Annotated in this window: 20 protein-coding genes; all 20 read left to right on the forward strand. The window is 49.4% G+C overall.

Going from position 1 to position 10,102, the window contains the following annotated elements:
• Window positions 1–16 precede the first annotated feature (16 nt).
• A complete protein-coding gene (gene tuf, locus VFK44_11505) occupies window positions 17–1,204 on the forward strand; it encodes an elongation factor Tu (protein ID HET7628986.1) in 1,188 nt (395 codons plus the stop codon).
• A 328-nt stretch (window positions 1,205–1,532) separates the two neighbouring features.
• Window positions 1,533–1,841, forward strand: coding sequence for a 30S ribosomal protein S10 (gene rpsJ / locus VFK44_11510; protein ID HET7628987.1), 309 nt, complete (start codon window positions 1,533–1,535; stop codon window positions 1,839–1,841).
• 30 nt (window positions 1,842–1,871) lie between these two features.
• Entirely contained in the window at window positions 1,872–2,510 is a 639-nt protein-coding gene (rplC, locus tag VFK44_11515) for a 50S ribosomal protein L3 (GenBank protein HET7628988.1), read from the forward strand.
• A 21-nt stretch (window positions 2,511–2,531) separates the two neighbouring features.
• Window positions 2,532–3,158, forward strand: a complete 627-nt coding sequence (rplD, locus tag VFK44_11520; protein ID HET7628989.1) for a 50S ribosomal protein L4 — start codon at window positions 2,532–2,534, stop codon at window positions 3,156–3,158.
• Window positions 3,155–3,445 carry a 50S ribosomal protein L23 gene (rplW, locus tag VFK44_11525; GenBank protein HET7628990.1) on the forward strand — a complete coding sequence of 97 codons (291 nt, stop codon included), beginning with the start codon at window positions 3,155–3,157 and terminating at the stop codon, window positions 3,443–3,445. The genes rplD and rplW overlap by 4 nt, the downstream gene beginning before the upstream one ends.
• 98 nt (window positions 3,446–3,543) lie before the next feature.
• Window positions 3,544–4,383, forward strand: coding sequence for a 50S ribosomal protein L2 (gene rplB / locus VFK44_11530; GenBank protein HET7628991.1), 840 nt, complete (start codon window positions 3,544–3,546; stop codon window positions 4,381–4,383).
• Window positions 4,384–4,401: 18 nt separating this feature from the next.
• Window positions 4,402–4,680 carry a 30S ribosomal protein S19 gene (rpsS, locus tag VFK44_11535; GenBank protein ID HET7628992.1) on the forward strand — a complete coding sequence of 93 codons (279 nt, stop codon included), beginning with the start codon at window positions 4,402–4,404 and terminating at the stop codon, window positions 4,678–4,680.
• A 20-nt stretch (window positions 4,681–4,700) separates the two neighbouring features.
• Entirely contained in the window at window positions 4,701–5,042 is a 342-nt protein-coding gene (gene rplV, locus VFK44_11540) for a 50S ribosomal protein L22 (protein HET7628993.1), read from the forward strand.
• A gap of 3 nt (window positions 5,043–5,045) precedes the next feature.
• The gene (rpsC, locus tag VFK44_11545; GenBank protein HET7628994.1) at window positions 5,046–5,705 is read left to right on the forward strand and encodes a 30S ribosomal protein S3; all 660 of its coding nucleotides are present in this window, start codon (window positions 5,046–5,048) and stop codon (window positions 5,703–5,705) included.
• Between the two features lie 2 nt (window positions 5,706–5,707).
• Window positions 5,708–6,142 (forward strand): 50S ribosomal protein L16, encoded by a 435-nt coding sequence (rplP, locus tag VFK44_11550; GenBank protein ID HET7628995.1) that lies wholly within the window; start codon window positions 5,708–5,710, stop codon window positions 6,140–6,142.
• Entirely contained in the window at window positions 6,132–6,335 is a 204-nt protein-coding gene (gene rpmC / locus VFK44_11555) for a 50S ribosomal protein L29 (protein HET7628996.1), read from the forward strand. The genes rplP and rpmC overlap by 11 nt, the downstream gene beginning before the upstream one ends.
• Before the next feature lie 17 nt (window positions 6,336–6,352).
• Complete coding sequence (gene rpsQ / locus VFK44_11560) at window positions 6,353–6,616, forward strand: 30S ribosomal protein S17 (GenBank protein ID HET7628997.1); 264 nt, start codon at window positions 6,353–6,355, stop codon at window positions 6,614–6,616.
• 19 nt (window positions 6,617–6,635) lie between these two features.
• Window positions 6,636–7,004 carry a 50S ribosomal protein L14 gene (rplN, locus tag VFK44_11565; GenBank protein ID HET7628998.1) on the forward strand — a complete coding sequence of 123 codons (369 nt, stop codon included), beginning with the start codon at window positions 6,636–6,638 and terminating at the stop codon, window positions 7,002–7,004.
• A gap of 20 nt (window positions 7,005–7,024) precedes the next feature.
• The gene (gene rplX, locus VFK44_11570; protein ID HET7628999.1) at window positions 7,025–7,333 is read left to right on the forward strand and encodes a 50S ribosomal protein L24; all 309 of its coding nucleotides are present in this window, start codon (window positions 7,025–7,027) and stop codon (window positions 7,331–7,333) included.
• Between the two features lie 20 nt (window positions 7,334–7,353).
• Window positions 7,354–7,893 carry a 50S ribosomal protein L5 gene (gene rplE / locus VFK44_11575; GenBank protein HET7629000.1) on the forward strand — a complete coding sequence of 180 codons (540 nt, stop codon included), beginning with the start codon at window positions 7,354–7,356 and terminating at the stop codon, window positions 7,891–7,893.
• A gap of 20 nt (window positions 7,894–7,913) precedes the next feature.
• Window positions 7,914–8,099 carry a type Z 30S ribosomal protein S14 gene (locus tag VFK44_11580; GenBank protein ID HET7629001.1) on the forward strand — a complete coding sequence of 62 codons (186 nt, stop codon included), beginning with the start codon at window positions 7,914–7,916 and terminating at the stop codon, window positions 8,097–8,099.
• Window positions 8,100–8,120: 21 nt separating this feature from the next.
• The gene (gene rpsH, locus VFK44_11585) at window positions 8,121–8,519 is read left to right on the forward strand and encodes a 30S ribosomal protein S8 (protein ID HET7629002.1); all 399 of its coding nucleotides are present in this window, start codon (window positions 8,121–8,123) and stop codon (window positions 8,517–8,519) included.
• Between the two features lie 26 nt (window positions 8,520–8,545).
• Window positions 8,546–9,082 carry a 50S ribosomal protein L6 gene (gene rplF, locus VFK44_11590; protein ID HET7629003.1) on the forward strand — a complete coding sequence of 179 codons (537 nt, stop codon included), beginning with the start codon at window positions 8,546–8,548 and terminating at the stop codon, window positions 9,080–9,082.
• A gap of 132 nt (window positions 9,083–9,214) precedes the next feature.
• Window positions 9,215–9,577: a 50S ribosomal protein L18 gene (gene rplR, locus VFK44_11595; GenBank protein ID HET7629004.1), complete on the forward strand. Its 363-nt coding sequence runs from the start codon at window positions 9,215–9,217 to the stop codon at window positions 9,575–9,577.
• Window positions 9,578–9,597: 20 nt separating this feature from the next.
• A complete protein-coding gene (rpsE, locus tag VFK44_11600) occupies window positions 9,598–10,092 on the forward strand; it encodes a 30S ribosomal protein S5 (GenBank protein ID HET7629005.1) in 495 nt (164 codons plus the stop codon).
• Window positions 10,093–10,102 lie beyond the last annotated feature (10 nt).

Consider the following 10,102-nt stretch of genomic DNA (forward strand, 5'->3'; position numbering starts at 1 on the left):
AAAGGAGGATATACACATGGCAAAAGAAAAATTTGATCGTTCCAAGCCACACGTGAACATCGGAACGATCGGTCACGTTGACCATGGTAAAACGACTTTGACTGCTGCAATTACGACGGTTCTTCACAAAACTTACAATCGAGGAGAAGTTCGTGCTTACGACAGCATCGACAACGCTCCTGAAGAAAAAGAACGCGGGATTACGATCGCTACTTCCCATGCGGAGTACGAGACGGACAACCGCCACTATGCACACGTTGACTGCCCGGGTCACGCGGACTATGTCAAAAACATGATTACCGGCGCAGCTCAAATGGACGGTGCGATTCTCGTTGTTTCCGCTGCGGATGGACCGATGCCGCAAACGCGCGAACACATCTTGCTTTCCCGCCAAGTCGGCGTACCGTCGATCGTCGTGTTCTTGAACAAAACGGACATGGTCGACGACGAAGAATTGCTTGAACTCGTAGAAATGGAGGTTCGCGACCTTCTTTCCGAGTATGAATTCCCTGGCGATGACGTACCGGTTATCAAAGGTTCTGCTTTGAAAGCCATCGAAGGCGACGACCAGCATGAAAAGGCAATCCTTGAACTGATGGAAGCGGTCGACACTTACATTCCGACTCCGGAACGCGACCATGACAAGCCGTTCATGATGCCGGTTGAGGACGTATTCTCGATCACCGGCCGCGGTACGGTTGCTACCGGCCGTGTTGAACGCGGTAAAGTTAAAGTCGGCGACGAAGTTGAAATTCTTGGTATTAAAGAATCGAAGAAAACGACGGTTACCGGCGTAGAAATGTTCAAGAAATTGCTTGAATACGCTGAAGCTGGCGATAACATTGGTGCGTTGCTTCGCGGTGTTGCCCGTGAAGACATCGAACGCGGCCAAGTTCTCGTACAACCGGGTACGGTTACAGCTCATACGAAATTTAAAGCGGAAGTGTACGTATTGTCGAAAGAAGAAGGCGGACGTCATACTCCTTTCTTCTCGAACTACCGCCCGCAATTCTATTTCCGTACGACTGACGTAACCGGAACGATCTCGCTCCCGGAAGGAACGGAAATGGTTATGCCCGGCGACAACGTCGAAATGACTGTTGAATTGATTGCACCGATCGCCATCGAAGACGGCACGAAGTTTTCGATTCGTGAAGGCGGACGTACCGTCGGCGCAGGTGTCGTATCGCAAATCATCGAGTAGTTCCAGAGCGAACATGAAACGCCTCCGCTTTTTGCGGAGGTGTTTTTCTTTTTATCCTTGAAATCTTAAGCCAAGGTCTGTATAATAGAAAAAGTGTGCATGGATGGCAGGCTGCGGCATCAATGGCCTGTAAAAAGCGTCGTTCGTTCTTGATCTGACGCGCGATTCCTTGCATTCGTGCGCATATTTTTATATAATAGAAAATGTTGGTCTCAGCAATGATGCGGAAGGTTGCTGACACACCCGGCTCCTTTGCCATGACGGGTGGTCCGGAAATTTCCGCGGAGTGAGTCTGTTTTCGAAAAATGGACGTAAAGGAGGGAAAAACATGGCAAAGCAAAAGATACGCATTCGTTTGAAAGCTTATGATCATCGGATTTTGGATCAGTCGGCCGAGAAAATCGTTGAAACGGCAAAACGCGCAGGAGCAAAAGTTTCGGGACCGATTCCGTTGCCGACGGAAAAAGCGATTTACACCGTTCTTCGGGCGGTACACAAGTACAAAGACTCCCGTGAACAGTTTGAGATGCGCACACATAAGCGGTTGATTGACATACTCAATCCGACTCCGCAAACGGTGGATTCGCTTATGCGTTTGGATCTGCCGTCCGGTGTCGACATCGAAATAAAATTGTAATCCAGCAGCACTATTGAGGAGGTGTGACAAATGAGAAAAGGAATCTTGGGTAAAAAAATCGGCATGACGCAAATTTTTTCCGAAAACGGGCAAGTCATCCCGGTGACGGTTGTTGAAGCCGAGCCGAATGTTGTTCTGCAAAAGAAAACGGTCGAAACCGACGGATACGAAGCGATCCAAATCGGCTATGCCGACAAGAAAGAATCGCGGACGATTCAACCGGAAAAAGGCCATGCTGAAAAAGCAAACACAAAAGCCAAGCGCTTCGTCAAAGAAATCCGCGGCGTCAACCTTGACGATTATGAAGTGGGTCAAGAAGTGAAAGTTGACACGTTTGCCGAGGGTGATGTGATCGACGTAACGGGAACCTCCAAAGGGAAAGGTTTTCAAGGCGCGATCAAACGTCACAATCAGCAACGCGGACCGATGTCGCACGGCTCTCGTTATCATCGTCGCCCCGGTACGATGGGTGCGATCGACCCGATGCGTGTATTTAAAGGGAAGAAACTTCCGGGACGTATGGGTGGAGAACGCGTTACGGTTCAAAACCTGTCGATCGTGAAAGTAGATACTGAACGGAACCTTTTGTTGATTAAAGGGAACATTCCCGGACCGAAGAAAAGCGTTGTCACGATTCAGAGCGCGATTAAAGCGACGGAAGCGAAGTAACCCGGAAAGGAGGAACACAGAATGCCTAAAGTAGCTTTATATAATCAAAGCGGCTCCCAAGTCGGAGATTTGGATATCCAAGACGGCGTGTTCGGCATCGAACCAAATGAGCACGTACTTTATGAAGCCGTCGTCATGCAGCAAGCATCGCTGCGTCAAGGAACGCATGCAACGAAGAACCGCTCGGCGGTACGAGGCGGCGGAGCAAAGCCGTGGCGTCAAAAAGGCACAGGCCGTGCCCGTCAAGGTTCGATTCGTTCACCGCAATGGGTAGGCGGCGGTGTCGTGTTCGGACCGAGCCCGCGCAGCTACAGCTATAAGCTGCCGAAGAAAGTTCGCCGGCTTGCGTTGAAATCCGCGTTGTCTTTGAAAGTGAAAGAAAACGAACTTGTTGTGATTGAGGATTTGGCGATCGATAAACCGAAAACGAAAGAGATCGTGAATTTCTTGAACAACCTTTCAGTAGAAAAAAAGGCGTTGATTGTTACGGCGGACAGCAATGAAGCGGTCGAGCTTTCCGCGCGCAACCTGCAAGGTGTGAAAGTGATCACGGCCGATAACGTGAACGTATTGGACGTCATTAATTACGAAAACCTCATCATGACGCAAGACGCCGTGAAAAAAGTCGAGGAGGTGCTTGGATCATGAAAGACCCGCGTGATGTGATAAAGCGCCCCGTCATTACGGAACGTTCGACTGAACAAATGGCTGACAAGAAATATACGTTTGAAGTGGATCGCCGTGCGAACAAAACGGAGATCAAAAATGCCGTCGAAACGATTTTCGAAGTTCGCGTTTCGAAAGTGAACACGATGAACATCAAAGGTAAGCCGAAGCGCTTCGGTCGTTATTCCGGGTATAAGCCGAACCGGAAAAAGGCGATCGTCACTTTGACTCCGGACAGCAAGGAACTCGAATTTTTCGAAGGCGTTTAAGGCGTCCATTTTTCATAAAACATGATTGAAAACCTCGCACCCTAGGCTGATTACGGTTGCCTCACAGTGCGAAAATCTTAAGAAGGAGGGTACCGAATATGGCCATTCGAAAGTATAAACCGACTTCCAACGGTCGGCGCGGCATGTCCGTTTCTGATTTCGCCGAAATCACGACGGATAAGCCCGAGAAATCGCTGCTCGAATCGCTGCCGAAAAAAGGCGGACGCAACAATCAAGGTCGGTTGACGGTTCGTCATCAGGGCGGCGGCCATAAGCGCAAGTACCGCGTCATTGATTTCAAACGCAACAAAGACGGCATACCAGGCCGCGTTGCTACGATAGAATATGATCCGAACCGCTCGGCGAACATCGCCTTGATCCATTATCGCGACGGAGAAAAACGTTACATTTTGGCTCCGAAAGGGCTTAAAGTCGACATGACAGTTGAATCTGGATCGGATGCAGACATCCAAGTAGGGAATGCCCTTCCGTTGAAAGATATTCCTGTCGGTACGACCATTCATAACATTGAATTGAAGCCTGGACGCGGAGGACAGCTTGTACGTGCTGCCGGATCCGAAGCCCAACTGCTCGGCAAAGAAGGAAAATACGTGCTTGTCCGTCTTCGCTCTGGAGAAACTCGCATGATTTTGGCTACTTGCCGCGCGACTGTCGGTCAAGTCGGTAACGTTGAGCATGAACTCATTAATATCGGGAAAGCCGGACGTAACCGCTGGAAAGGCAAGAGACCTACCGTTCGCGGTTCGGTTATGAACCCGAATGATCACCCGCACGGTGGTGGTGAAGGCCGCGCGCCGATTGGACGTAAATCCCCGATGTCTCCTTGGGGTAAACCAACGCTCGGTCTCAAGACGAGAAAACGCAACAAACCGTCGGATAAATACATCGTTCGCAGCCGCAAACGTAAGAAACGGTAAGGAAAGGAGGTTTCTCGATTGGGTCGCAGCTTAAAAAAAGGACCTTTCGTGGATGACCACTTAATGAAAAAGGTCGAAAAACTGAACGAAAACAATGATAAGAAAGTGATCAAAACTTGGTCGCGCCGTTCAACCATTTTCCCGGATTTCATCGGACATACGATTGCTGTTCATGACGGCAGAAAGCATGTACCGGTATACATTTCCGAAGATATGGTCGGTCACAAGCTCGGTGAATTTGCGCCGACTCGTACGTTCCGAGGACACTCGGGCAACGACAAGAAAACATCTCGTTAAGCAGAGAGGAGGTACAGTTGATGCAGGCAAAAGCTGTCGCTAAACAAGTCCGCATTTCTCCTCGAAAGGCTCGTTTAGTCGTAGATCTCATTCGAGGCAAGAAAGTCGGCGAAGCCTTTGCGATTTTGAAGAATACGCCTCGTGCGGCTTCTCCGATTGTCGAAAAGGTGTTGAAATCCGCCATAGCCAACGCGGAGCACAATTATGACATGGAACCCGAAGAACTTTCGGTTGAAACGATTTATGTCGATGAAGGCGCAACTATGAAACGCATGCGGCCGCGCGCCATGGGTCGTGCAGGACGGATCAACAAACGCACGAGCCATATTACGGTCGTTGTATCAGATTCGAAGGAGGGATAATGCGTGGGTCAAAAAGTCAATCCGGTAGGACTTCGCATCGGTGTCATCCGCGACTGGGAATCGAAATGGTATGCGGATAAGAACTATGCGGAACTCCTGCATGAAGATATCAAAATTCGTGAATACATCGAGAAACGCTTGAAAGACGCAGCCGTGTCTTCTGTTGAAATTGAACGTGCGGCAAATCGCGTGAACATTACCATTAAGACCGCGAAACCGGGAATGGTGATCGGGAAAGGCGGATCCGAAGTAGAAGCATTGCGCAAAGCGTTGAATGAGCTTACGGGAAAACGCGTTCACGTCAACATTTTCGAAATTAAGAAAGCGGACCTTGATGCCAAGCTTGTCGCCGACAACATCGCGCGTCAGTTGGAAAACCGCGTAGCGTGGCGCCGAGCTCAAAAACAATCACTCGGACGTTGCATGCGCGCAGGCGCTAAAGGGGTTCGGACACAAGTGGCCGGCCGCCTCGGAGGTGCTGATATCGCGAGAACGGAAGATTACAGCGAAGGAACCGTTCCGTTGCACACCCTTCGTGCCGATATCGATTACGGAACTGCTGAAGCGGACACCACTTACGGCAAATTGGGCGTAAAAGTGTGGATTTACCGCGGCGAGGTCCTTCCGACGAAAGGAACGAAGCAAGAGGAAGGAGGAAAATAATCATGTTAATGCCAAAGCGTACGAAATACCGTAAAGAACATCGCGGAGTCATGAAAGGCCGTGCGAAAGGCGGAACGGAAATTGTCTTTGGTTCTTACGGTCTCCAATCGCTCGATTCGGCTTGGATCACAAGCCGGCAAATCGAAGCTGCTCGTATTGCGATGACACGTTATATGAAACGCGGCGGGAAAGTTTGGATCAAAATTTTTCCTCAAAAGCCGTATACGGCTAAGCCGCTTGAAGTTCGAATGGGTTCCGGTAAAGGGGCACCCGAAGGTTGGGTAGCCGTTGTCAAACCGGGCAAAATCATGTTTGAAATTGACGGAGTTCCCGAAGAGGTCGCTCGTGAGGCTTTGCGTTTGGCTTCTCACAAACTCCCGGTCAGAACCAAGTTCGTACAACGCGAAGAAATGGGTGGTGAGGCAGATGAAAGCTAATGAAGTTCGTGACTTAACCACTGCCGAAGTCGAACAAAAAATCAAAGCTTTGAAAGAAGAATTGTTCAATTTGCGTTTTCAATTGGCGACGGGTCAATTGGAGAACCCGGCCCGGCTTCGCGATGTACGGAAATCGATTGCCCGCGCCAAGACCGTTTTGCGTGAAAGAGAGCTCGGAATTAAACACGGTTAGGAAAGGAGGCCTTTCTAGTGAGCGAACGTAACAATCGTAAGGTGTATGTCGGCCGTGTCGTATCGGACAAAATGGATAAAACCATTACGGTCAAAGTCGAGACTTACAAAACTGTCCCTAAATACAACAAACGCGTGAAGTATTCGAAAAAATACAAAGCGCATGACGAGAACAATCAGGCGAAAATCGGCGATATCGTCAAGGTGATGGAAACCCGACCGCTTTCAAAGGATAAGCGTTTCCGGCTTGTCGAGATCGTTGAAGAATCCGTCGTGATTTAGTCCGAAAGGAGGTACGTCCATGATACAGCAGGAAAGCCGATTAAAAGTGGCTGATAACTCTGGTGCCCGTGAGGTTCTCTGCGTAAAAGTATTAGGAGGATCCGGTCGGAAGACGGCCAATATCGGAGACATGATTGTCTGCACGGTAAAAAATGCAACACCAGGGGGCGTTGTCAAAAAAGGCGAAGTTGTAAAAGCCGTTATCGTCCGTTCCAAGAGCGGTGTGCGCCGTACGGATGGCTCTTACATCCGTTTTGATGAGAACGCAGCGGTCATTGTACGGGATGACAAAAGCCCGCGCGGTACCCGTATTTTCGGACCGGTTGCGCGTGAACTTCGTGAAAAGGAATTTATGAAAATCATTTCTCTCGCTCCCGAGGTTCTATAAAAGAAGGAGGTGCACTGACGTTGCATGTGAAGAAAGGCGATAAAGTCCAGGTCATCAGCGGTAAAGACAAAGGCAAACAGGGCGTCATTTTGCAGGCACTGCCGAAGCAAAATCGCGTGATTGTCGAAGGCGTGAACATCGTAAAGAAACACGCCAAGCCTTCTCAAGACAATCCGCAAGGCGGAATTATCGATCTAGAAGCGCCGATTCATGTTTCCAATGTGATGCCGCTGGATCCGGATTCCAATGAACCGACGCGCGTCGGTTATCAAATAAAGAACGGAACGAAACTGCGTATTGCGAAAAAATCCGGGAAAGCCCTGGATTAGTGAAAGGAGGTTCACCCTGAATGAATCGTTTGCAGAAACATTACCAAGAAGAAATCGTCCCGGCAATGATGGAGAAGTTCAACTATGACTCGGTCATGGAAGTACCGAAGGTGGAGAAGGTCGTCATCAACATGGGAGTCGGCGAAGCGGTTCAAAACGCGAAACTGCTGGACGACGCCGTTGAGGAGTTGACCGTCATTTCCGGTCAGAAGCCGGTCATTACGAAAGCGAAAAAATCGATCGCCGGATTTAAATTGCGTGAAGGAAATCCAATCGGAACGAAAGTAACCATTCGCGGTGAACGGATGTATGATTTCCTCGACAAGTTGATCGCTGTATCGTTGCCACGCGTCCGCGACTTTCGAGGGGTATCCAACAAGTCGTTCGACGGGCGTGGAAATTATACACTCGGCATTCGTGAACAATTGATTTTCCCGGAAATCGAATACGACAAAGTGAACAAAGTGCGAGGCATGGACATCGTTATCGTAACGACGGCCAACACGGACGAAGAATCGCGTGAACTGTTGAAACTGCTCGGCATGCCGTTCAAAAAATAACGTATTAAGGAGGTATGACCTTGGCAAAAAAATCGATGATCGCCAAACAGCAACGGAAGAAGAAGTTCAAAGTGCAAGAATATACGCGTTGTCAGCGTTGCGGTCGCCCGCACTCCGTTTTGCGTAAGTTCGGACTGTGCCGCATTTGTTTCCGTGAACTTGCTTACAAAGGTCAAATTCCCGGCGTGAAAAAAGCCAGCTGGTAATAGGGAAGGGAGGTACGTTTAATGGTGATGACAGATCCTATTGCAGATATGCTTACTCGCATTCGCAATGCAAACATGGTCAGGCATGAAAAGTTGGAACTGCCTGGATCGAACATTAAAAAAGAAATCGCAGAAATCCTGAAGCAAGAAGGGTTTATTCGCGACGTTGAATACATTGAGGACGACAAACAAGGGATTATTCGCATTTTCCTGAAGTACGGTTCGAAACAAGAACGCGTCATTACCGGTTTGAAGCGCATCAGCAAACCCGGTCTTCGCGTGTACGCCAAATCCCAGGAACTCCCTCGTGTGCTCGGCGGTCTCGGCATCGCAATCGTTTCGACTTCGAAAGGATTGATGACGGATAAAGAGGCTCGCAAGCAACAAGTCGGCGGAGAAGTATTGGCTTACATCTGGTAGAAATTGAGTGAAACGGAGGTGTCAACATGTCTCGTATCGGAAAAAGAGCTCTGACGGTGCCTGAAGGCGTGACGGTGAGCATCGACAAGAACGCTGTATCCGTTAAAGGCCCGAAAGGGGAACTCACCCGTACATTCGATCCGGAAATGAAAATCAAATTGGAAGATAACGTTGTGACCGTAGAACGTCCGAGCGACAGCAAGAAACATCGTTCCTTGCACGGCACGACGAACAGTCTGATTGGAAACATGATTGAAGGAGTAACGAATGGTTATCAAAAATCCCTTCAATTGGTCGGTGTCGGATACCGTGCTAACAAACAAGGACAAAAGCTTGTTTTGAACGTAGGGTACTCCCATCCGGTAGAAATTGATGCCGAAGACGGCATCGATATTGAAGTACCGGAAAATACGAAGGTTCTTGTAAAAGGAATCGACAAAGAACGCGTCGGTGCAGTCGCGGCCAACATTCGTTCTGTACGGTTGCCTGAGCCTTACAAAGGGAAAGGCATTCGCTACGAAAACGAACGCGTACGCCGTAAAGAAGGAAAAACCGGGAAATAGGGTAAACCTTCCGACAGGAGTGCTCCATCTCGCATCTTGAGCAAATGGTCTCAAGGAAGCGTTAAGCGCAACGGCCGAGCCGGGTAGGCGCTGGAGTACCCATCGACTCTGTATGAAGGAGGAGTGACATACATGATCACGAAGACGGACAAAAACGTAATCCGTAAAAAACGTCATAAACACGTGCGCCGTTCCGTATTCGGTACTGCCGAACGTCCGCGTTTGAATGTTTTTCGTTCATCGAAACACATTTACGCGCAATTGATTGATGACGATAAGCAGGTAACGCTCGTTTCGGCATCGACGAACGAAAAAGATGCGAACCTTGAAAACGGCGGGAACGTTGAAGCTGCTCGTCAAGTCGGGCAAAAAATTGCCGAGCGCGCGGTTGAGAACGGCATAAAAAAAGTCGTGTTTGATCGAGGCGGTTATTTGTATCACGGACGGGTCAAAGCCCTCGCAGATGCCGCCCGCGAAGCAGGTCTCGAATTTTAACCCATAAAGGAGGGAACTTGATGCAACAACGCATGGACAAAGAATTTGAAGAACGCGTGGTTTCCATAAATCGTGTCTCCAAAGTTGTGCGCGGCGGACGTCGTTTTCGCTTTGCTGCACTCGTCGTAGTCGGAGACAAAAAAGGCAACGTCGGATTCGGAACTGGAAAAGCTCAGGAAGTGCCGGAAGCGATCCGCAAAGGCGTTGAGAATGCGAAAAAGAATTTGTTTCCCGTACCGATGGTCGGGACGACGATTCCTCATGAAATTACGGGAAAATACGGGGCAGGCAGCGTGTTGCTGAAACCTGCATCGGAAGGTACTGGAGTCATCGCAGGCGGACCGGTGCGTGCCGTATTGGAACTTGCCGGTGTCGGCGACATTTTGTCGAAATCTCTTGGTTCGAACAACCCGATCAACATGGTTCGCGCAACGGTGGAAGGTTTGCAAAACCTGAAGCGCGCTGAAGACGTCGCAAAATTGCGCGGCAAAACGGTTGAAGAACTGTTAGGCTAACGAACGATTG

The organism is Bacillales bacterium (genome assembly GCA_035700025.1).
GTDB lineage: Bacteria > Bacillota > Bacilli > Bacillales > DASSOY01 > DASSOY01.

Bases quoted from the DNA above. Each gene is read 5' to 3' on its own strand.
- tuf (HET7628986.1), top strand. From the start codon at position 17: ATGGCAAAAGAAAAATTTGATCGTTCCAAGCCACACGTGAACATCGGA.
- rpsJ (HET7628987.1), top strand. From the start codon at position 1,533: ATGGCAAAGCAAAAGATACGCATTCGTTTGAAAGCTTATGATCATCGG.
- rplC (HET7628988.1), top strand. From the start codon at position 1,872: ATGAGAAAAGGAATCTTGGGTAAAAAAATCGGCATGACGCAAATTTTT.
- rplD (HET7628989.1), top strand. From the start codon at position 2,532: ATGCCTAAAGTAGCTTTATATAATCAAAGCGGCTCCCAAGTCGGAGAT.
- rplW (HET7628990.1), top strand. From the start codon at position 3,155: ATGAAAGACCCGCGTGATGTGATAAAGCGCCCCGTCATTACGGAACGT.
- rplB (HET7628991.1), top strand. From the start codon at position 3,544: ATGGCCATTCGAAAGTATAAACCGACTTCCAACGGTCGGCGCGGCATG.
- rplV (HET7628993.1), top strand. From the start codon at position 4,701: ATGCAGGCAAAAGCTGTCGCTAAACAAGTCCGCATTTCTCCTCGAAAG.
- rplP (HET7628995.1), top strand. From the start codon at position 5,708: ATGTTAATGCCAAAGCGTACGAAATACCGTAAAGAACATCGCGGAGTC.
- rpmC (HET7628996.1), top strand. From the start codon at position 6,132: ATGAAAGCTAATGAAGTTCGTGACTTAACCACTGCCGAAGTCGAACAA.
- rplN (HET7628998.1), top strand. From the start codon at position 6,636: ATGATACAGCAGGAAAGCCGATTAAAAGTGGCTGATAACTCTGGTGCC.
- rplE (HET7629000.1), top strand. From the start codon at position 7,354: ATGAATCGTTTGCAGAAACATTACCAAGAAGAAATCGTCCCGGCAATG.
- rpsH (HET7629002.1), top strand. From the start codon at position 8,121: ATGGTGATGACAGATCCTATTGCAGATATGCTTACTCGCATTCGCAAT.
- rplF (HET7629003.1), top strand. From the start codon at position 8,546: ATGTCTCGTATCGGAAAAAGAGCTCTGACGGTGCCTGAAGGCGTGACG.
- rplR (HET7629004.1), top strand. From the start codon at position 9,215: ATGATCACGAAGACGGACAAAAACGTAATCCGTAAAAAACGTCATAAA.
- rpsE (HET7629005.1), top strand. From the start codon at position 9,598: ATGCAACAACGCATGGACAAAGAATTTGAAGAACGCGTGGTTTCCATA.